Genomic DNA, 19,507 nt, shown 5'->3' with positions numbered 1-19,507 from the left:
TTAATACCTCAGATGGGTCACGTCTCCCGCGGCCACGGCCTGCAGCTCGCCGTTGGTCTGGTCCTCCACGATCAGCCGGCCGTCGGTGTCCAGGCCGACGGCGGTGCCAACCAGGTCGTTGCCTCCGGGCAGTTCCACCCGCACGGCGCTGCCCAGCGTGCCGCACAGCTCGCTGACCTCCGCGCGGAGGCCGCTGGCGTCGGGGTCGGCTCCGTGCTCGAGGAACTTCGCCACGAGAGAGCTGAGGCTGGTGAGGTAGGCGGCCAGCACCGCATCCGGGTCGGGCACGCTGCCGGTCACCAGCAGCAGGGAGGTGGAGGTGAGCGTGGGCAGGTCGTGTTCGTCAAGGGCCAGGTTCACGCCGGTGCCGATGCACAGCCCGCTTGCGTCCGGCAGCAGCTCGGACAGCACCCCGGAGACCTTGTAGCCGTCGATGAGGACGTCGTTGGGCCACTTGAGCGTGACCTCGTGCCGGGGAGCCTCCTCGCCGTCGGTGCCGCCGGGAGCGGCGGCGTCCACGACCGCTCGGACGGCCAGGGTCATCGCCGCGCCGGCCAGGAGCGGGAACCAGCCGAACCGGTTGACGGGCAGCGGCCCTGAGGCCAGCCGGGGGCGCAGGAGCACCGAGATGGCCAGCGACTTGCCGCTCGGCGCCATCCAGACCCGGCCGAGCCGGCCGCGGCCACCGGTCTGGTTGTCGGTGACGATGACCGACAGGTCGGGCCAGGCCCCGGCATCCGGCCCCGTGGCCCGGGTCACCAGCACGTCGTTGGTCGAGCCGGCCTCCGGGAGGTACTCGAACCGGGCCCCGATGGACCTGCTGATCGGAAATTCCATAACCTGCGCCTCTTCCCACACCCCTGCGGGTGCATAACTCCTGCAATTCTGCCCAGTTTGGCCGGGCACCGCAGGATCCGGCCGGGGCGAGCGGGAATTGCAGGAGTCATGCGCGGCGGCGGGGACTCTGGGAGGCCGGCGGGGTGGGGCCGGTAGAGTGAACGGCGTGACTGAGAACTCGACCGGACCAGACCTGTACACGACGGCTGGGAAACTTGCCGACCTCAAGCAGCGCTATCACGAGGCCGTGACGGCGAGCGGCGACGCGGCCATTGAGAAGCAGCACGCCAAGGGCAAGATGACCGCCCGTGAGCGGGTGGCCGAACTGCTCGACGAAGGCTCGTTCGTCGAGCTGGACGAGTTCGTGCGGCACCGCACCGTGGCTTTCGGCATGGAGAAGAAGCGTCCGTACGGTGACGCCGTCGTCACCGGTACCGGCACCATCCACGGCCGCCAGGTGGCCGTGTACTCCCAGGACTTCACAATCTTCGGCGGCTCGCTCGGCGAGGTCGCCGGCGAGAAGATCATCAAGGTGATGGATCTGGCCCTCAAGACCGGGGTGCCCATCATCGGCATCCTCGACTCCGGCGGAGCGCGAATCCAGGAGGGCGTCGTGGCCCTCGGCAAGTACGGTGAGATCTTCCGCCGCAACACCGCAGCGTCCGGCGTGATCCCGCAGATCTCCATCATCTGCGGCCCCGCCGCCGGCGGTGCCGTGTACTCCCCCGCCCTGACCGACTTCGTGATCATGGTCGACAAGACCAGCCAGATGTTCGTCACCGGCCCCGACGTGATCAAGACCGTCACCGGCGAAGACGTGGGCATGGAGGAGCTCGGCGGCGCCCTGACCCACAACTCGATCTCCGGCGTGGCGCACTACCTGGCCAGCGACGAGTCCGACGCCCTGGACTACGCACGCACGCTGCTCAGCTTCCTGCCGGACAACAATCTGGCCGAACTGCCCGTCTTCGACAGCGAGGTCGAGCTCGAGACCACGGATGCCGACCTCAAGCTCAACACGCTCATCCCGGACTCGCCCAACCAGCCGTACGACGTGAAGACCGTCATCGAGCACATCGTCGACCACGGCGACTTCCTCGAGACCCAGCCGTTGTTCGCGCCCAACATCGTGGTCGGCTTCGCCCGCATCGAGGGCCGCAGCGTCGGCATCGTCGCCAACCAGCCGAACTCCATGGCCGGCACCCTGAACATCCCCGCCGGCGAGAAGGCCGCCCGGTTCGTGCGGTTCTGCGACGCGTTCTCGATCCCGATCCTCACCCTGGTCGACGTGCCCGGCTTCCTGCCCGGCACCGACCAGGAGTGGACCGGCATCATCCGCCGCGGCGCGAAGCTGCTCTACGCGTACGCCGAGGCCACCGTGCCGCTGATCACCGTCATCCTGCGCAAGGCCTACGGCGGCGCGTACATCGTGATGGGCTCCAAGCAGCTCGGCGCCGACATCAACCTGGCCTGGCCGACCGCCGAGATCGCGGTGATGGGCGGCCAGGGCGCCGTGAACATCCTCTACCGGGCCGAGATCAAGAAGGCCGAGGCCGCCAACGAGGATGTCGCGGCCGTGCGCAGCCGCCTGGCCAACGAGTACACCTACAACGTGGCCAGCCCGTTCCTGGCCGCCGAACGCGGCGAGCTGGACGGGGTCATCGAACCGGCGGCGACGCGGGTGTCGGTGGTGAAGGCCCTGCGGGCCCTTCGCACCAAGCGCGCCAGCCTGCCGGCCAAGAAGCACGGAAACATCCCGCTGTAGGCGGCGCCCCATGACCGACACAGAGCACCCGGCCGGCTTCGACCCGGCCGACCTGACCTTCATCACCACCGGCGTCACCGACCAGGAGGCCGCCGCGGTGACGGCCGTGCTGCGGGCGATGCTGCGGGCCGAGTCCGACAACCTGCGCGCCGCTCCGCACGAGAGCCGCAGCCCCTGGCAGGACAGTCAGCGCGCCATCCGCGAGCCGTTGGCCCGCGGCGACGAACGCTGGCGGGGCTTCACGGCGTAGGCCGCGGCACCCCCTGGCGGAGGCCCGGTGGACTGTCCCCCTAAATGACGACTTTTCCCCGGTGCCGCCAGGCAGCATTATTACTAGTGCTGGGTGTTGCTTTCGGGTGACACCACCAAATATTCGCCGACTAGGGTAAGCAGGCGAATGTTTGGGGGGCGCGTCAAGGCGACATTCGGGTTGTCGCCTCGACACGGAAATGTCGGAAGGGGATCTGCTTCGGTAGGTCCCCTTTCGCATGTCTGCGCTCGGTGCCGTCGGTGCCAGATGCCGTCCGTGCTCGGTGCCGCCGGGTCGCTCAGTGCCGCCGGGTCGTCGCCCCCGCCACGCCGAGGGCGTGGTGCGCGCGCGGGATCTCCAGCCAGAGGTCCACCTCTTCGTCGGAATCCTGGCCGAGAGCGCTCAGACGCGGGTCCGGGCTGTTCAGGCCCACCACGGTCACGGCCGTGCCCGATCCGTCGGCCGCCGTGCGGGCGATGATCGTCGACGCCGAGGTGCCGGCCATGGCGTCGGCCAGCGTGTTCAGCACGACCTCCAGATCGGTGCCCACCAGGTCGTCGATACCGCCCTCGTCGAGCAGGGTCACGGTGGCGCCGCGGCGGCGCGCCGACATCACCTCACGGCGCACGGCTTCGTTGAGCAGCCGGCGTCCGCGGATCTCGTCGCGGATGGCGGCCTCCAGGTAGCGGCATTCCTGCCGTTGCCCCTCGGAGAGAGCACCGCCGGCCGCGATGATGTGGCGCAGCATCGGCGCGGCCAGGCGGATGGTCTGGGCCAGGCGCACCTGCCGTTCGTAGAGGTGCGCTTCCTGGGCCGCCTGCCATTCGGTGGCCTCCCGCTCGGCGAGGCCGTACTGGCGGGCGTCCCGGCCGGCCTTGGCCAGCGCGCGGGCCAGCATCACCGCCACCACCACCCAGACCACACTGCCGATGACACCCATCGACGCCAACGCCCCCGCGCCGGCCCAGACGACCGTGTGGGCGACCAGGAAGGCCACCCCCACCCAGGCCAGGGTCGCGCGCCTCCGCGTCGCCGTGATGGTCATCAGGGTGCCAACGGCGGCCACGTACCAGGTGGCGTAGCCGTTGTCGGGCACCGACCCGTCGAGCTGGCTGCCAACGAGCAGCGGAACGGCGATGCACACGGCGACGTTGAAGAACCCGAGCCACAGCGACATCCGTGCCGGGCTGGTGGGCCACAGGCTCATGGTGGTGGCCACCGCGTAGAGCAGGATCGCGATCAGCGGCGGGACCGGCGACGCCGGCACGCCCAGCGAATAGAGCGCCAGGATCACGTGATAGGCCGAGAACAGCGCGGCGAGCGAGAGGATCAACCCGCGGGGAACCGTGATCACGCGTCGTCACCGCCGTCGCTCAGCGGCCACTCGATCTGGATCGACGTGCCCCGGCCGAGGCCGCTGCGCACGTGCACCGTGCCGCCGGCCGTGGCCACGCGCTCCCGGATGGAGATGCGCAGGCCCAATCGTTCGCTCGGCACCAGCTCGGGGTCGAAGCCCACACCGGAATCGGCGATCTCGATGGTGCAGCCGCCGAGCAGATTGGCGTTCATCCGCACCGACCGCGGCACCGGCGCGCCGGGGGCTCCGGCGTGCTGGACGCTGTTGCTGACGGCCTGCGCGGTGGCCGCGTAGAGCGCCTCGCTGGCGTAGGCGGGCAGGCTGAGGTTCTCGGCGTCGCAGTCGATGAACTCGATCGGCTCTTCGAACCGGCCCGCGAGGGCCCGGATCTTGTCCTTGAGTTCACTGAAGGGCACCATGCTGTCATCGCCGGCGGGGATCGAGCCGGCCTCATTGAGCCGGGTGATGGCCTCCCTCGCCATCGTCGAGGCGAGCTCGGCGCCCTTGGGCGTTCCGGCCGCGGCCGCCGAGAGCAGGGCGGCCAAGACGCTGTCGTGCACGATCGAGTCCACCTGCACCCGCTCCACCTCCGTGGCGTGCTGGCGCACGGCCGCTGAGTAGGTCTGCAGGGCGTTCGTCTGCGCCGTGTCGACGGCCGCGGTCGCCTGGCGGAGCATGGTGATGATGATGAGCACGACCTGGCCGAGCAGGATCGCGTAGACGGCGTCGAGAGCGCCGAGCATGGGCTCCGCACCACCGCCGGCCGGCAGCACGCGCACAATGCCGTAGGCGATCGGTGCGAGGAGGGTGTAGGTCATCGCCCACCAGAGCGGGAACGACACAGCGGCGCACGAGGTGGCGACGGTACACAGGTACCAGAGCCAGGATTTGCCGTCCAGCATGCCGTCCGGGGTGTTCAGCATGGCCGGCCAGGCGACCAGCGCCACCAGGTAGAGGATCGCGAAGAGCCCGCTGGTGAACCGGATGAACCTCTTCACCAGGGTGGCGATGATCGCCAACCCCAGGCCGCCGAAGATCGCCACCGTCAAGGCGATGCCCAGGCCCGGCTTGAGGCTGTCCAGCTGGTGCAGCATCGCCGGATAGGTCTGCAGGGCGAAGATCGCACCGACGCCACCGACGGCGCGGGAGACCACCCGCTCGATCTGGGCACGGGAGATGGGCTTACGCGGTTGCTTCGATTCGTTGAGGAGGTCGGCGCCGAGTTGTTCGGGGGCGACCCGTCCGGGCGCGAGCCGGAAGGACCGGACCGGCGGGGCCTCCACCGGCCTAGGAGCGCCCATCCCCGCCGTCCGGGTCCAGCCCGGGCAGGATGCCGTCTTCCACGGCCCGCCGCAACAGGTCCACCTTCGTGGGCGCCGGGCGGCCCACCTCCACGTACTTGACCCGGATGCGGTCGAGGTATTCCCGGGCCGTGGAGTGCGCGATGCCGAGCTGCATGGCGACCATCTTCAACGGCAGGCCGGAGGCGTACAGGTGCAGGACGTCCCGCTCCCTGCGACCCAGCTGCGCCTTGGCGAAGTCCCGGTCGGCGTCGATCGCGGTGGCCCACTCGAGGTTGTTGAGCACATCGCCGCGGGCGACGGAGGCGACGGCGGCCATCACCGTGGTCGTCGGCGACGACTTGGGGATCACGCCGGCCGCGCCGGCGGCGAGGGCCTCCCGCACCAGGGCGACCCGGTCGGCGATGCTGTGCACGAGCACCGACGCCCCGGTGCTGCGGGCCAGGTGCACGTTGTCGGTGACCAGCGAGCCGTCGCCGAGGGACAGGTCAAGCACGATCACGTCGACCGGGCGCCCGGAGATGCCGTCGACGAGTTCCCGCACCGTGGCGGCCGCGAAGACCACCTCGAAGCCGGCGTTCTCGCAGGCGGCCTTGATGCCCAGCCGCACCGATTCGTGGTCGTCGGCGATTCCCACCCGGACGGGGTGGTCGACCAGGTCGGGCGCTGCGTCAAGCTCGGTCACGATGTGCTCAATCCTTCGTTGCGGGTACTCCGCTAAGACTAGCTATTTGGTCAGCAGCGCGACGGCCTCGACGTGGTGGGTATTGGGAAAGAGATCGAACGCGCGCAGGGTCTTGAGGGTGTAGCCGTACCCGGCGAACAGCGCGATGTCCCGTGCCAGAGCAACGGGGTCGCAGGCCACGTAGACCACCTGGGCGGGCGAGAGGAAGGCCAACTTGTCGACCACATCCGCCCCCGCACCCGAACGCGGCGGGTCGAGGACCACGGTGGCGGCCTGCTGGCGACCCTGGTCTGCGTTCTTCGCGTCGCGGGCGAGGCCGGCCAGGAACCTGTCGACCCGGTCGGTCTGGGCGGCGGCGCCGACCCACTCGGCCAGGTTCTCTGCGGCGTACCCGGTGGCCTGCGCGTCGCTTTCCACCGAGGTGATCCGCACGGACGGGCCGAACCGCTCCCCGACGGCGGCCGCGAGCAGGCCCACCCCGCCGTAGAGGTCGAGGTTGGCGGCCTTGGGGTCGAACAGGTCGGGGTCGATGGCGTCCTGCACGGCGCTGAAGAGGGTCTCGGCAGCGCGGGCGTGCACCTGCCAGAAGCCGGCGGCGTCGAGCCCGAACTCCCGGTCGCCGACGAGCTCGGTGATCGGGTTCGGGGCGGTGCGGCGGCGCCGGCCCTTGTCGTCCTGCTCGGCGGGCAGGATCTGCACGGGGCCCACGCTGGGCGCCACGACGTCGACGGAGGCTGCGCCGGCGAACAACCGGTCCAGCGGCGCGGCCATCTCGAGGGCGTGCACCGCCAGCGGCAGGTCGTCGACCGGGATCACCCGGTGCGACCGGGCCGCGTAGGGGCCGACGATTCCGGTGTCGGTCACGTGCAGGCGCACCCGGGTGCGCCAGCCGGTGCCGTCCATCGCGTCGCCGGGCGACGCATCCGCGGCCACCGCAACGGGCTCGACGGTGACGTCGGTGTCGATGCCGGCCATGCGGTGCAGGGCGTCGGCGAGCACCTGACGCTTGAGTTCACGCTGGTGGCCGAGTTCGATGTGGCCGAACTCGGCGCCGCCGGCACGGTCGGCCGGGTCACGGTCGATGGCCGCGGCGGCCCAGATGTGCGGCTGGCGTTCCGGGGCGGCCTCGAGGACCTCGACGGTCTCGGCGCGCCAGAAGCTCTTCTTGTTCGCGTCGGTCAACCGCGCACGCACCCGCTCACCCGGCATGGTGTCGCTGACGAAGACCACCCGACCCTCGTGCCGGGCCACGAAGATGCCGCCGTGGGCTACATTTGTGACGTCGAGCTCGAGTTCCGTGCCGATTTCGCCTTCGGGATTGCCCTGTCGTGCCTGATTATTGGTGTTGGTGCCCATTGAACGAGCATCCCACATCTGCTGAGACACCGAAGGGTTCCATGCGCCTGTACCTCGCCTCCACCTCCCCCGCCCGCCTGTCGCTGCTGCGGGCGGCGGGCATCGAACCCGCCACGATCTCGCCCGAGGTCGACGAGGATGCCGTCGCCGAGGCGGAGGCGGTGCGCACCGGTGCACCGCTGACGCCGCACCACGTGGTGGAGCTTCTGGCCAGGGCGAAGGCCGAGGCGGTGGCCGCGGACGGCGCGACGCACGGCATCGACGGCCTGATCCTGGGCGGCGACTCGGTGTTCGTGCTCGACGGCGTGATCTACGGCAAGCCGCACACCCCCGAGCGGGCCCGCGAACGGTGGCAGGGCCAGCGCGGCCGCACCGGCCAACTCTTCTCCGGCCACTGGCTGATCGAGTACGTCGACGGCAAGCCTGGGCGGGCAGTCGGGGCCGTGGCCCAGGCTTCGGTGACCTTCGCCGACGACATCCCGGATGCCGAGCTCGACGCCTACATCGCCACGGGCGAACCGCTCTTGGTGGCCGGCGCCTTCACCATCGACAGCCTCGGCGCGCCGTACATCACCCGCATCGAGGGTGACCCGTCCACGGTGGTCGGGCTGTCACTGCCGACCCTGCGCCGATTGGTGTCCCGGCTGGGCTATGACTGGCCAAGCCTGTGGAATCGGGGTACTTCGGCCCTACCGGACTGACCACCCGAGGGGCGTCTTTGTAGCCCGACGCAGGGTTCTGGCATCCGTTTTTGTGGGAAAGAACCAAAAAAGCTGGGGTGCTGACCAATAGGCTCAGTACCTATGTCGCGTATAACGAAGGTCCTCATCGCCAACCGGGGCGAGATCGCCGTCCGAGTGATCAGAGCGGCGAAGGACAGCGGCATCCTCTCGGTCGCCGTGTACGCCGACCAGGACCGCGACGCCCTGCATTCCCGCCTCGCTGACGAGGCCTACGGTCTGGACGGCACGACGAGCGCTGAAACCTACCTCGTCATCGAGAAGATCCTCTCCATTGCCCGCCGCTCGCGTGCCGACGCCGTGCACCCCGGCTACGGCTTCCTGGCCGAGAACGCCGACTTCGCCCGCGCCGTGATCGGCGCCGGCCTGATCTGGATCGGGCCGTCGCCCGAGGCCATCGAACAGCTCGGCGACAAGGTCTCCGCCCGGCACATCGCCGAGAAGGTGCACGCCCCGATGGCACCCGGCACGCTGAACCCCGTCGCGGACGCATCCGAGGTGCTCGACTTCGTCGACCAGCACGGCCTGCCCGTCGCCATCAAGGCGGCTTTCGGCGGCGGCGGTCGCGGTCTCAAGGTGGCCCGCACCCGCGAAGAAGTACCCGAACTGTTCGACTCCGCCGTGCGCGAGGCCATCGCGGCGTTCGGCCGCGGCGAGTGCTTCGTGGAGAAGTACCTCGACAAGCCCCGGCACGTCGAAACCCAGTGCCTGGCGGATGCGCACGGCAACGTCGTCGTCATCTCCACGCGTGACTGCTCCCTGCAGCGTCGCCACCAGAAGCTCGTCGAAGAGGCGCCGGCGCCGTTCCTCACCGAGGCGCAGACGACCGAGATGTACCGGGCATCCAAGGCGATCCTCAAGGAGGTCGGCTACGTGGGCGCCGGCACCTGCGAGTTCCTGATCGGCCAGGACGGCACGGTCTCCTTCCTCGAGGTGAACACCCGCCTGCAGGTGGAGCACCCGGTGTCCGAGGAGGTCACCGGGATCGATCTGGTGCGCGAGCAGTTCCGCCTCGCCGAGGGCGGCGTGCTCGACTACGACGACCCGATCGCTGTGGGCCACTCCTTCGAGTTCCGCATCAACGGCGAAGACGCCGGCCGCGGCTTCATGCCCGCACCCGGCCCCGTGCACGTGTTCCGTCCCGCCGGCGGCCCCGGTGTGCGCGTCGACAGCGGCGTGCAGTCCGGCGATGAGATCTCCGGCTCGTTCGACTCGCTGCTGGCCAAGCTCGTCGTCACGGGCGCCACCCGGGAGCAGGCCCTGGAGCGCGCGCGTCGCGCCCTGGACGAGTTCGAGGTCGCCGGCCTGCCCACGGTTCTGCCCTTCCACCGCATGATCGTGCGCGACCCGGCCTTCGCCCCCGCCGACGGCGCGCCCTTCTCGATCTACACGCGCTGGATCGAGACCGAGTTCGACAACACCATCGCGGCCTGGAGCGGCACGGTCGAAGACCGCCCCCGCTCGGACGCCCGCCACAGCGTGGTCGTCGAGGTCGACGGCCGCCGCATCGAGGTGAGCCTGCCCAGCCGCCTGCTGCCCGGCACCGCGTCGGAGAAGACCGCCGGCCCCGCGCCGCGCCGCCGCACCGCGGCCCACTCTGTGAGCGCCTCGACGGGCGACGCGGTCAAGGCGCCCATGCAGGCCACTATCGTCAAGATCCTCGTCGCCGAGGGCGACACCGTGGTCAAGGGCGACCTGCTGCTCGTGCTCGAGGCCATGAAGATGGAACAGCCGCTCACCGCCCACAAGGACGGCGTGATCGGGGCCATCGGCGCCGACGTCGGCGCCACGGTCTCCAGCGGCCACCTGCTCCTGACGGTCTCCTAACCCGGCTGACTGTTCCCCAAGCGGGAACAGTCAGCGGATGCGCGTGCGGAGCTAGGTCAGTAGTGCACCTTGTGCATGGCGCGCGCGGCATCCGTGATCGAGCCCGTCAGCGACGGGTACACCGTGAAGGCCTCGGCGACCTCGTCGACGGTGAGGCCGTGCTCGACGGCCAGGGTGAGCGGGAAGATCAGCTCGCTGGCCTTGGGGCCCACGATGACGCCGCCGATGACGGTGCCGGTTCCACGGGAGGCGATGAGCTTGACGAAGCCGTCGGTGATGCCCATCATCTTGGCGCGCGGGTTGGCCTCCAGCGGCATCTTGTAGACCTCGCCGCGGCGCAGGCCCTCCTCGATCTCCTTCTGTGCCCAGCCCACCGTGGCGATCTCCGGCTGGGTGAAGATGTTCGCGGCGACGTTGCGCACATCGATGGGCTTCACGGCATCGCCCATGGCGTGGTAGACGGCCGTGCGGCCCATCATGGAGGCCACGGAGGCCAGCGGCATCTCGGTGGTGCAGTCGCCCGCCGCGTAGATGTTGGGGATCGAGGTGCGGGCCACCCGGTTGACCCGGATGTGGCCGGACTCGTCCAACTGCACGCCGGCTTCGACCAGGCCGAGGCCCGTGGTGTTGGGCACGGCGCCCACGGCGATCAGGCAGTGGCTGCCCTCGACGGTACGGCCGTCGGAGAGGGTCACGGTCACGCCTGTCGTGGTGCGCTCGGCGGATGCGGCGCGGGACTTGCTGAGCACGACCATGCCGTTGCGGGTGAACACGTTCTCGATCACGGCAGCCGCGTCGGCGTCCTCGCCGGGCAGCACCTGGTCGCGGCTGGAGATCAGGGTGACCTCGGCGCCGAGGGCCCGGTAGGCGGATGCGAACTCGGCGCCGGTGACGCCGGAGCCCACCACGATCAGGTGTTTGGGCACCGACTTGAGGTTGTAGAGCTGCGTCCAGGTGAGGATGCGTTCGCCGTCGGGCATCATGCTGGGCAGGGTGCGCGGGCTGCCGCCGACCGAGAGCACGATGGTGTCGGCCTCGATCCGGTCGAAGTCGGTTCCGGAGCCGTCGTCCCCCGTGGAGACGATCACGGCGTCGCGGCCGTCGAGGCGGCCGTGGCCGCTCTGCAGCTTGACACCGGCCTTCACGAGGGTGGCCCGCATGTCTTCGGACTGCTCCCGGGCCAGAGCCAGCAGGCGCTTGTTGACGGCGGCCAGGTTGATCGCCACCTCGGGGTGGAGCGGCTTGCCGGTGTCTCCGCGCACGAAGAACTGCACACCGAGGTCGGTCGCCTCCCGGATCGAGTTGGACGCCTCGGCGGTGGCGATGAGCGACTTCGAGGGGACCACATCCGTGAGCACCGCGGCCCCGCCGACACCGACGCGTTCGATCAGGGTCACCTCGGCGCCCTGCTGGGCGCCCGCCAGGGCCGCCTCATAACCGCCGGGGCCTCCGCCGATGATGGCGATCCGCTGTTTTCTCTCGAACTCGTAAGACATTCACTTATTCTGTCGCGCCACCCGCGCCCGGCCAAACCCCGCCCGGGCAATTAGAGTAGGGGGATGCTCACGACCGAGATCAATCCCCTTGACGCGCCGGAAACCAACCCGTTCGACGTGGCCAAGATCGCTGCCCAGGAAATCGCCGACGCCACCGGAGTCGACCACCACGACATCGCCCTCACCCTGGGCAGCGGGTGGGGCAAGGCCGCCGACCTGATCGGCGAGACCACGCACACCATCCCCGCGCAGGAAATCACCGGTTTCAGCGCGCCGGCGCTGGCCGGCCACGCCGGCATGCTGCGCTCGGTGCTGCTGCCCACGGGCAAGCGTGCCCTCGTGATCGGCGCCCGCACGCACTACTACGAGGGCCACGGCGTGCGCCGGGTCGTGCACAGCGTGCGTACCGCGGCTGCCACGGGCGCGACGACCATGATCCTCACCAACGGAGCCGGCGGCATCCGTGAGACCTGGACGCCCGGTACACCGGTGCTGATCAGCGACCACATCAACCTCACCGCGGACTCGCCGCTCGAGGGCGCCACCTTCATCGACCTCACCGACCTGTACTCGCAGCGCCTGCGCGACCTGGCCCGGGGCATCGACGCCTCGCTCGACGAGGGTGTGTACTGCCAGTTCCGCGGCCCGCACTATGAGACGCCGGCCGAGGTGCAGATGGCCAAGGCCATCGGCGGTCACATCGTGGGCATGTCCACGGCCCTCGAGGCCATCGCGGCCCGGCAGGCCGGCATGGAGATCCTCGGCATGTCGCTGATCACCAACCTGGCCGCCGGCATCCAGAAGACCCCGCTCAGCCACGGTGAGGTGCTCGAGGCTGGCCAGCAGGCCGAAGCCACCATCAGCGCCCTCCTGGCCAAGATTGTGGCCTCGCTGTGAGCCTGGACAACGGCATTCCGGAAGAGTCCGCGGCCGGCGACACCCGCCGCCGCGGCGCGCACGCCGCCGAGCCCGTCGCCGAGACCGGCCAGGAACCCGTGCCCGCCGAGGAACGCGAACCGAGGACCGCCGTGCTCGAGACCGTCGCCGCACCCCTCGACGAGGTCCCGGCCGCGACCGCGGTGCTCGACACCGTCGTGATCGAGCCGGCCGCGACCGACCCGGTGGGCGAGCTCATCCTGACCGCCACCGCCTGGCTCGCCCAGGACCCCGACCCGGAGACCCGCGCCGAACTGCGCGTGCTCCTGCAGCAGGCCCAGGATCGCGACCCGGCCGCCGTGGCCGACCTGCACTCCAGGTTCGACGAGCGCCTCGCGTTCGGCACTGCCGGCCTCCGCGGCGAGATCGCCGCCGGCTCCAACCGGATGAACCGGGTGCTGGTCTCCCAGGCCGCCGCCGGTCTGGCCGCCTTCCTCCTCGAGCAGGCTCCGACGGTCCGGCCCGGCGGCATCCCCTCCGTGGTCATCGGCTATGACGGCCGCCGTAACTCGCACGTGTTCGCCACCGATACCGCCGCGATCATGGCCGGCGCCGGCGTGCGCGCGATCCTGCTCCCCCGCCTGCTGCCCACCCCGGTGCTCGCGTTCGCGGTGCGCTACCTCGGCGCCAGCGCCGGTGTGATGGTGACCGCCTCGCACAACCCGCCCAACGACAACGGCTACAAGGTCTACCTCGGCGACGCCGATGCGGGCTCCCAGATCGTCTCCCCCGACGACGTGGCCATCGCCGCCCAGATCCAACGGGTGGCCGACACCCTCCTGGTCTCCGACCTGCCCCGCGCGGCGTACGAGACCGCCCCGGAGTCCGTCGTGCAGGCCTACGTCGACGCCACCGCCGCCATCGCCCGGCCGCCGCGCGCGCAGGTCAACGCCGTCTACACTGCCCTGCACGGCGTGGGCTGGGACACCACCCGCCGGGTGCTCGACGCCGCCGGATTCGCGTTGCCGACCCTCGTCGACGCGCAGATCGCCCCCGACTCGGCTTTCCCCACCGTCGCCTTCCCCAACCCTGAGGAACCCGGCGCGATGGACCTCGCCTACGAGACCGCCCGCGAGGTGGGCGCCGAACTCATCATCGCCAACGACCCGGATGCCGACAGGCTCGCCATCGCCATCCCCGACGCCGACGCGGCCGAGGGCTACCGGCGCCTGAGCGGCAATGAGATCGGCGCGATCCTCGGCTGGCGCGCGGCCGTCGAGGCCCAGAACGCCCCGGGTGACGGCGGCGCCAACGGCACCCTGGCCTGCTCGATCGTGTCGACCCCGGCCCTCAAGGCCGTGGCGGATGCCTACGGACTGGCCTTCGCCGACACCCTCACGGGCTTCAAATGGGTCTCCCGCGCCCCCGGGCTGATCTTCGGTTTCGAGGAGGCCCTGGGCTATCTGGTGAACCCGGGCACCGTGCGCGACAAGGACGGCATCTCAGCCGCGGTCGCCCTGCTGTCGCTGGTGAGCGACCTCAAGGCCGACGGCTCCACCCTTGCGGAGCACCTGGACGCCTTCTCGGAGAAGTTCGGGCACTTCGCCTCCGGCCAGATCTCCGTGCGGGTCACCGACCTCACCGAGATCGACCGGGTGATGGCGCGCCTGCGCGACAGCCCGCCGGCGATGATCGGCAGCAGCCGGGTCGACCACATCGACGACCTCTCGCAGGGCTTCAACGGCCTGCCGCCGAGCGACGTGCTGCGCATCGTGCTCACCGACGGGTCCCGCGTGATGGTGCGCCCGAGCGGCACGGAGCCCAAGCTGAAGGTCTACCTCGACACCAGCAGCGCCGTCGGCAGCGTGGCCGAGCGGCGTCTGGCCGCATCCGACGCCCTGGCCGAACTCGACCGCGGCATGCGAGCGCTGATCGGCTGAACCACGGCGCCCGGGTCGCGCTGCGACCCGGGCCGGCCGGGCTAGCCCAGCGCGGTCTCGAGCTTGGCGGTCAGTTCGTCGAGGTCGAAGAAGTTGTCGATGATGATGACGTCGGCGTTGGTCTTGCCGATCGACGGCACCAGCTCGCTCGACGTGAGGATGACCTGCGCGTCGGCGGCGGCCAGCTTGACGCTGGCGATGTCGGCGGCGGTGACGTCCGCCTGGATGTCGAGGCGCTCGAGGGCGCGTTCGGCGTTGACCTTGAGAATGGCGGACGTGCCGATTCCCACTCCGCACAGTGCGACGATCTTCATGATGACTCCTCTTCGGTGGCTGCGTGCCCTGTTGGTGCCGCAATGCCCAGAAGTGAGCGTACGGTTTCGGCGTCCGGCGCCGCTGCCAGTGCCGGGATGATGCTCGAATCGTTGAACACGTTGGCGAGTTCGGCGACGAAGTGCACGTGCTCGTCCCCCGTGGTCACGGCCAGGCCGAGCACCACGCTGACCGGGTCGTTGTGCGGATGCCCGAACGCGACGGGATCGGCCAACGTCACCACGCTCAGACCCTCGGTGAGCACATCGGGCCCCGGCCTGGCGTGCGCCAGGGCCAGCCCGGGCGCGATCACCACGTAGGCGCCGAACTCCTCGATCACGCCCACCATGCGCTCGGTGTAGCCCGGGGCGGTGGAGCCGCTTCTCTCGAGCGCCGCACCCGCGGCTCCGATCGCGGCACGCCAGTCGGGAACGTGCAGGCCGACGTCAATGGCGTCGAGGGGAAGCGGGGGAAGCGACATGGCTGCTTTCGGGGTTGGGGTGGGCCGGGTCAGGCGTTGGCGAAGCCGTCGACGATGGCATCCGCGAGTTCTTCGCGCTCCTCGAGCGGCAGGAACGCGCTCGACGCCGCGTTCAGCTGCAGGGCCTCGAGGTCGTCGAGGTCGTAGCCGAAGGCATCCGTCAACAGCGCCAGCTCGCGGCTGAGCGAGGTGCCGCTCATCAGACGGTTGTCGGTGTTCACGGTCACGCGGAAGCCCAGCTGGTAGAGCAGGTCGAACGGGTGGTCGAGCATGTCGTCGCCCCAGGCGGCGATGGCGCCGGTCTGCAGGTTGGACGACGGGCTCAGTTCGAGCGGGATCTCGCGGTCACGCACCCACTGGGCGAGCGGGCCGAGGGTGACGTAGGTGTTGTCCTGGTCCTCGCGGCCGATCTCGATGTCCTCGGCCAGGCGCACCCCGTGGCCGAGGCGAAGGGCACGGCCGTCGAAGAGCGCGCCACGGATGCTGTCGAGGCCGTCGGCCTCGCCGGCGTGCACGGTGACCGGGAACAGGTTGCGGGCGAGGAAGTCGAATGCCTCGGTGTGGTCGGCGGCGGGGAAACCCTGCTCGGCGCCGGCGATGTCGAAGCCCACCACGCCCAGGTCCCGGTGCCGCACGGCGAGCTCGGCGACCTCGAGCGAGCGGTCGGCGTGCCGCATCGCGGTGATCACCTGACCGATCTTGATGACCAGCCCGGCCTGGGCGACGCGGTCGATACCGGCCTCAATGCCCTCCTGCACGGCGTCGACGGCCTGATCCAGGCTCAGCCCGGCCGTGAGGTGCTGCTCGGGTGCCCAGCGAATTTCGCCGTAGATCACGCCGTCAAGGGCGAGGTCTTCGACGAACTCGCGGGCGACGCGCGCAAGGGAATCGTGGGTCTGCATGACGGCGACGGTGAGGTCGAAGGTCTTGAGGTAGTCCACCAGCGACCCGGACGTGGCCTGGGCGGTGAACCAGTCGGCCAGGTCGTTCTCGGTGTCGGCGGGCAGGTCGAGGTCGATGGCCTCGGCCAGCTCGATGATCGTGGCCGGCCGCAGACCACCATCAAGGTGGTCGTGCAGCGAAACTTTGGGCAGCGCGTTGATACTCACGCCGCTGCCGGGCATCAGGTATTCCTCGGGGCTCGTATTCACCCCCCTAATCTATCGCCCCGCCGCTGTGTGCACCCCGATGCCGCCACATCCGCCCGCCGCCTCGCCAGAACCGACCGACCAACTGCCAACTTGCCCATTTGCCGCAAAATGCCCTCTCAAGCCGCTCGAGAGGGCAGTTCTCCGCAACTCATCGACAGCGCTCGCGCTCACTCGCGCCGAATCACCCAGTCCGCAGGCGCCCAGGGCGCTCTGCCGCGCCTCACGCGAAGCCAACCGGTGGATAACTCTGACGGCCTGCTGCGAGAAATGAGATCTTGGGCGGATGCGTAAGCGAACAGAGCTCCCTCGCATCCTGTCACTCGACGGGTTCACCGTCGCCGACGCACGCCGGGAGGGGGTGACCGCGAAGCGGCTCCACGCGACAGACCTGGAGGCTCCGTTCCACGGAGTCAGAATCGCTGCCGGCGGCCCCGCTGGCGTGTGGGAGCTGACGCGGGCCTACTCGTCGATCATGCCCACCACCCATTTCTTCAGCCATGTCACCGCGGCCCTGCTGCTTGGGATGCCGCTGCCCCGGTACGCCAGGCAGGATCTGCCCCTGCACGTGAGCGTCGTTGCACCCGATCGTGCCCCGCAGGGCACCGGGGTTGCCGGGCACACGGTCGCCGGCCGTCCCGAGGTCTGGCGTGTTCGCGGGCTCACGGTGCAGAACCCCGTCAGCACGTGGTGCGAACTGGCCCCGCTGGTGGGCCTGGACGATCTCATTGCACTCGGCGACCACCTGCTCGGCGTCATGGACCCGCCATACACCCCCGACGATCTAGCCCGCGCGGTGGCGGCGAGGACGGGGCACAGAGGCATCCGCCGGCTTCGTGCGGCGGCGGAGTGGGTGCGTCCGCGGGTCGAATCTCGTCAAGAGACCCGACTGCGACTGCTCATAGTGCGAGCAGGTCTACCGGAACCGGAAACCAACGTGTATCTCCCGCTGCGCTATCAACGTCGTCGAGTGCGGGGCGACTTGGTCTACCTGCGCTACCGAACTCTCGTTGAGTATGACGGCGGGCAGCACCGCACCGATGATGCGCAATTCGCGCGGGATGTCGACAGGCTGGACGGCGTGATGGCCGAGGACTGGCGGGTCATCAGGGTGCTCAAGGAGACCCCCGATGCGGAGGTTCTTGCACGGCTCGAGCAGGCGCTGCGGTCCCGGGGCTGGCGCCCCGGCATCCGCCCGGACTAAGCCCCACGCCCCCAGCCGCGAGTTGCGGCAAAGTGCCCCCTCAACGGCGCGGAAAGGGCACTTCGCGGCACGTCGCCGAAGATGCCCGCGCTCACTTGCGGCAAAGTGCCCCCTCAGCAGCGTTGAAGGGGCACTTTGCGGCAACTCGGCGGAGAGAGGTCCGCGGGTGGGGCTAGCGGGTGATGCGCTCAGCGATCAGGGGTCCGCCGTCGAGGACGGGCTCGCCGGGGTCGCCGATGCGCCAGGCGCCCTCGACGGCCTCGAGGGCCCGGGCGAAGCGCTCCGGCTCGTCGGCACTGAGGGTGAACAGGGGTTCGCCCTTGCGCACGGTGTCGCCGGGCTTGGCGTGCAGGTCGATGCCGGCGGCGTGCTGCACCGGGTCCTGCTTGCGGGCGCGTCCGGCGCCGAGGCGCCAGGCGCCGATGCCGAACGGCAGGGCCTGCTGCTCCACGAGCACCCCGTCGCGATCGGCGAGCACGGTGTGGGTTTCCTTGGCCACGGGCATCGCGGCGGTCGGGTCGCCGCCCTGCGCGCGGATGACCGCGTTCCACTTGTCCATCGCGCGGCCGTCCTTGAGGGCGGCCTCCACGTCGACATCGACGATGCCGGCCAGGGTGAGCATCTCGCGGGCCAGGGCCACGGTGAGCTCCACCACATCGGCGGGGCCGCCGCCGGCGAGCACCTCGAGGGACTCGCGCACCTCGTTGGCGTTGCCGATGGCCAGGCCGAGCGGCACGTTCATGTTGGTCAGCAGTGCGGAGGTGGCTACCCCGGCGTCCTCGCCGAGCGCCACCATGGTGCGGGCCAGCTCGCGGGAGCGTTCGATGTCCTTGAGGAACGCGCCGGAGCCGAACTTGACGTCGAGCACCAGGGCGCTGGTGCCCTCTGCGATCTTCTTCGACATGATCGACGAGGCGATCAGCGGGATCGCCTCGACGGTGCCGGTGATGTCGCGGAGCGCGTAGAGCTTGCCGTCGGCCGGGGCCAGGCCGCTGCCCGCGGCGCAGATGACGCCGCCGACGTCCTGCAGCTGAGCGAACATCTCCTCGTTGCTGAGGTTGGCGCGCCAGCCCGGGATGGACTCCAGCTTGTCGAGGGTGCCGCCGGTGTGGCCGAGGCCGCGGCCGGAGAGCTGCGGCACCGCGGCACCGAAGACGGCCACGAGAGGCATCAGCGGCAGGGTGATCTTGTCGCCGACACCACCGGTGGAGTGCTTGTCGGTGGTCGGCTTGCCGAGCCCTGCGAAGCTCATCCGCTCGCCGGAGTTGATCATGGCCATGGTCATGTCGCGGATCTCGCGGCGGGACATGCCGTTGAGGAAGATCGCCATGGTCATGGCGGCCATCTGCTCGTCGCCCACGTAACCGCGGGTGTACGCGTCGATCAGCCAGTCGATCTGGGGGGTCGACAGCTCGCCCTTGTCACGCTTGGCGTGGATCAGGTCGACGGCGTCGAAGGCTTCGATGGAGCGGGCGGTGGAGCTCATTTAGTGGTCTTCCCGATAGGCGGCGAGCTGGCGGGGCCCGAAGGCGTCCGGCAGGACCTCGTCGATGGTGCGCACGCCGGAGACGGTCTCCAACAGCATGCCTGGTGCCGAGTGTTCGTAGAGCAGCTGGCGGCAACGGCCGCACGGCATCAGCGTGTTGCCGTCGCCGTCGACGCAGCTGAAGGCGACGAGCTGGCCGCCGCCGGTGAGGTGCAGCACCGACACCAGCGCGCACTCGGCGCACAGGGTGAGGCCGTAGGAGGCGTTCTCCACGTTGCAGCCGCTGATGACGCGGCCGTCGGTGACGAGGGCCGCCGCACCGACCGGGAACTTGGAGTACGGCACGTAGGCGTGGGTCATCGCCTCGGCGGCCGCGGTGCGCAGCATGCCCCAGTCGATGTCGCCCGAGCTGGGCGTCACGGTGTCAGTAGTCACAGCACTCTCCG

At 70.0% G+C, this 19,507-nt stretch carries 18 protein-coding genes; 7 read left to right on the top strand and 11 right to left on the bottom strand.

Translation table 11 applies throughout. The features are described from left to right. Complete coding sequence (locus PA27867_RS03110) at nucleotides 1-837, bottom strand: biotin--[acetyl-CoA-carboxylase] ligase (RefSeq protein ID WP_066593038.1); 837 nt, start codon at nucleotides 835-837, stop codon at nucleotides 1-3. Nucleotides 838-1,003: 166 nt separating this feature from the next. Here PA27867_RS03110 and PA27867_RS03105 point away from each other — a divergent pair, with 166 nt between their 5' ends. Next, the gene (locus PA27867_RS03105) at nucleotides 1,004-2,602 is read left to right on the top strand and encodes an acyl-CoA carboxylase subunit beta (RefSeq protein WP_066598922.1); all 1,599 of its coding nucleotides are present in this window, start codon (nucleotides 1,004-1,006) and stop codon (nucleotides 2,600-2,602) included. Between the two features lie 10 nt (nucleotides 2,603-2,612). Further along, the gene (locus PA27867_RS03100; RefSeq protein WP_066593035.1) at nucleotides 2,613-2,852 is read left to right on the top strand and encodes an acyl-CoA carboxylase subunit epsilon; all 240 of its coding nucleotides are present in this window, start codon (nucleotides 2,613-2,615) and stop codon (nucleotides 2,850-2,852) included. 298 nt (nucleotides 2,853-3,150) lie between these two features. Here PA27867_RS03100 and PA27867_RS03095 read toward each other — a convergent pair whose 3' ends face one another. Genes PA27867_RS03095 through PA27867_RS03080 form a run of 4 tightly spaced genes read right to left on the bottom strand, consistent with a single transcriptional unit; the run spans nucleotide 3,151 to nucleotide 7,551 of the window. Then, nucleotides 3,151-4,206 carry a hypothetical protein gene (locus PA27867_RS03095; protein ID WP_066593032.1) on the bottom strand — a complete coding sequence of 352 codons (1,056 nt, stop codon included), beginning with the start codon at nucleotides 4,204-4,206 and terminating at the stop codon, nucleotides 3,151-3,153. After that, nucleotides 4,203-5,510 (bottom strand): sensor histidine kinase, encoded by a 1,308-nt coding sequence (locus tag PA27867_RS03090; protein ID WP_157109099.1) that lies wholly within the window; start codon nucleotides 5,508-5,510, stop codon nucleotides 4,203-4,205. The genes PA27867_RS03095 and PA27867_RS03090 overlap by 4 nt, the downstream gene beginning before the upstream one ends. Then, nucleotides 5,497-6,195 carry a response regulator transcription factor gene (locus tag PA27867_RS03085; protein WP_236900814.1) on the bottom strand — a complete coding sequence of 233 codons (699 nt, stop codon included), beginning with the start codon at nucleotides 6,193-6,195 and terminating at the stop codon, nucleotides 5,497-5,499. The genes PA27867_RS03090 and PA27867_RS03085 overlap by 14 nt, the downstream gene beginning before the upstream one ends. A gap of 42 nt (nucleotides 6,196-6,237) precedes the next feature. After that, nucleotides 6,238-7,551, bottom strand: a complete 1,314-nt coding sequence (locus PA27867_RS03080) for a class I SAM-dependent RNA methyltransferase (RefSeq protein ID WP_066593021.1) — start codon at nucleotides 7,549-7,551, stop codon at nucleotides 6,238-6,240. A 41-nt stretch (nucleotides 7,552-7,592) separates the two neighbouring features. Between PA27867_RS03080 and PA27867_RS03075 the strand changes: the two genes are divergently transcribed. Both PA27867_RS03075 and PA27867_RS03070 read left to right on the top strand, forming a co-directional pair. Further along, on the top strand, nucleotides 7,593-8,252 hold the full coding sequence (locus PA27867_RS03075; RefSeq protein WP_066593019.1) for a Maf family protein: 660 nt from the start codon (nucleotides 7,593-7,595) through the stop codon (nucleotides 8,250-8,252). A gap of 102 nt (nucleotides 8,253-8,354) precedes the next feature. Next, complete coding sequence (locus PA27867_RS03070; RefSeq protein ID WP_066593016.1) at nucleotides 8,355-10,118, top strand: acetyl/propionyl/methylcrotonyl-CoA carboxylase subunit alpha; 1,764 nt, start codon at nucleotides 8,355-8,357, stop codon at nucleotides 10,116-10,118. A 56-nt stretch (nucleotides 10,119-10,174) separates the two neighbouring features. On the opposite strand, the gene PA27867_RS03065 is transcribed toward PA27867_RS03070, so the two are convergent. Then, nucleotides 10,175-11,614 carry an NAD(P)H-quinone dehydrogenase gene (locus PA27867_RS03065; protein WP_066593014.1) on the bottom strand — a complete coding sequence of 480 codons (1,440 nt, stop codon included), beginning with the start codon at nucleotides 11,612-11,614 and terminating at the stop codon, nucleotides 10,175-10,177. Nucleotides 11,615-11,677: 63 nt separating this feature from the next. Between PA27867_RS03065 and PA27867_RS03060 the strand changes: the two genes are divergently transcribed. Beyond that, on the top strand, nucleotides 11,678-12,511 hold the full coding sequence (locus PA27867_RS03060; protein WP_066593011.1) for a purine-nucleoside phosphorylase: 834 nt from the start codon (nucleotides 11,678-11,680) through the stop codon (nucleotides 12,509-12,511). Nucleotides 12,512-12,735: 224 nt separating this feature from the next. Further along, the gene (locus tag PA27867_RS03055) at nucleotides 12,736-14,430 is read left to right on the top strand and encodes a phospho-sugar mutase (protein ID WP_066598919.1); all 1,695 of its coding nucleotides are present in this window, start codon (nucleotides 12,736-12,738) and stop codon (nucleotides 14,428-14,430) included. Between the two features lie 41 nt (nucleotides 14,431-14,471). On the opposite strand, the gene PA27867_RS03050 is transcribed toward PA27867_RS03055, so the two are convergent. The 3 genes from PA27867_RS03050 to PA27867_RS03040 are packed head-to-tail and all read right to left on the bottom strand — an operon-like array spanning nucleotide 14,472 to nucleotide 16,374. Further along, the gene (locus PA27867_RS03050) at nucleotides 14,472-14,744 is read right to left on the bottom strand and encodes a PTS sugar transporter subunit IIB (RefSeq protein ID WP_066593010.1); all 273 of its coding nucleotides are present in this window, start codon (nucleotides 14,742-14,744) and stop codon (nucleotides 14,472-14,474) included. After that, a complete protein-coding gene (locus tag PA27867_RS03045; RefSeq protein ID WP_066593007.1) occupies nucleotides 14,741-15,223 on the bottom strand; it encodes a PTS sugar transporter subunit IIA in 483 nt (160 codons plus the stop codon). The genes PA27867_RS03050 and PA27867_RS03045 overlap by 4 nt, the downstream gene beginning before the upstream one ends. A 29-nt stretch (nucleotides 15,224-15,252) precedes the next feature. After that, nucleotides 15,253-16,374 carry an adenosine deaminase gene (locus PA27867_RS03040; RefSeq protein ID WP_420480686.1) on the bottom strand — a complete coding sequence of 374 codons (1,122 nt, stop codon included), beginning with the start codon at nucleotides 16,372-16,374 and terminating at the stop codon, nucleotides 15,253-15,255. Between the two features lie 283 nt (nucleotides 16,375-16,657). Between PA27867_RS03040 and PA27867_RS03035 the strand changes: the two genes are divergently transcribed. Beyond that, nucleotides 16,658-17,575, top strand: a complete 918-nt coding sequence (locus PA27867_RS03035; protein WP_066593003.1) for a hypothetical protein — start codon at nucleotides 16,658-16,660, stop codon at nucleotides 17,573-17,575. Nucleotides 17,576-17,747: 172 nt separating this feature from the next. Here PA27867_RS03035 and PA27867_RS03030 read toward each other — a convergent pair whose 3' ends face one another. Both PA27867_RS03030 and PA27867_RS03025 read right to left on the bottom strand, forming a co-directional pair. Further along, nucleotides 17,748-19,061 carry a thymidine phosphorylase gene (locus PA27867_RS03030; protein ID WP_066593002.1) on the bottom strand — a complete coding sequence of 438 codons (1,314 nt, stop codon included), beginning with the start codon at nucleotides 19,059-19,061 and terminating at the stop codon, nucleotides 17,748-17,750. Then, nucleotides 19,062-19,496 carry a cytidine deaminase gene (locus PA27867_RS03025; protein ID WP_257784142.1) on the bottom strand — a complete coding sequence of 145 codons (435 nt, stop codon included), beginning with the start codon at nucleotides 19,494-19,496 and terminating at the stop codon, nucleotides 19,062-19,064. It abuts the gene before it with no gap. Nucleotides 19,497-19,507 lie beyond the last annotated feature (11 nt).

Source organism: Cryobacterium arcticum (assembly GCF_001679725.1).
Classification (GTDB): domain Bacteria; phylum Actinomycetota; class Actinomycetes; order Actinomycetales; family Microbacteriaceae; genus Cryobacterium; species Cryobacterium arcticum_A.
Note: the sequence above shows the minus strand (reverse complement) of the source record. Positions and strands in the feature narration are given on the sequence as shown.

Coding starts and splice junctions, on each gene's coding strand:
- PA27867_RS03035 (WP_066593003.1), top strand. CDS start 16,658: ATGCGTAAGCGAACAGAGCTCCCTCGCATCCTGTCACTCGACGGGTTC.
- PA27867_RS03030 (WP_066593002.1), bottom strand. CDS start 19,061: ATGAGCTCCACCGCCCGCTCCATCGAAGCCTTCGACGCCGTCGACCTG.
- PA27867_RS03065 (WP_066593014.1), bottom strand. CDS start 11,614: ATGTCTTACGAGTTCGAGAGAAAACAGCGGATCGCCATCATCGGCGGA.
- PA27867_RS03050 (WP_066593010.1), bottom strand. CDS start 14,744: ATGAAGATCGTCGCACTGTGCGGAGTGGGAATCGGCACGTCCGCCATT.
- PA27867_RS03110 (WP_066593038.1), bottom strand. CDS start 837: ATGGAATTTCCGATCAGCAGGTCCATCGGGGCCCGGTTCGAGTACCTC.
- PA27867_RS03100 (WP_066593035.1), top strand. CDS start 2,613: ATGACCGACACAGAGCACCCGGCCGGCTTCGACCCGGCCGACCTGACC.
- PA27867_RS03045 (WP_066593007.1), bottom strand. CDS start 15,223: ATGTCGCTTCCCCCGCTTCCCCTCGACGCCATTGACGTCGGCCTGCAC.
- PA27867_RS03070 (WP_066593016.1), top strand. CDS start 8,355: ATGTCGCGTATAACGAAGGTCCTCATCGCCAACCGGGGCGAGATCGCC.
- PA27867_RS03090 (WP_157109099.1), bottom strand. CDS start 5,510: ATGGGCGCTCCTAGGCCGGTGGAGGCCCCGCCGGTCCGGTCCTTCCGG.
- PA27867_RS03080 (WP_066593021.1), bottom strand. CDS start 7,551: ATGGGCACCAACACCAATAATCAGGCACGACAGGGCAATCCCGAAGGC.
- PA27867_RS03060 (WP_066593011.1), top strand. CDS start 11,678: ATGCTCACGACCGAGATCAATCCCCTTGACGCGCCGGAAACCAACCCG.
- PA27867_RS03075 (WP_066593019.1), top strand. CDS start 7,593: ATGCGCCTGTACCTCGCCTCCACCTCCCCCGCCCGCCTGTCGCTGCTG.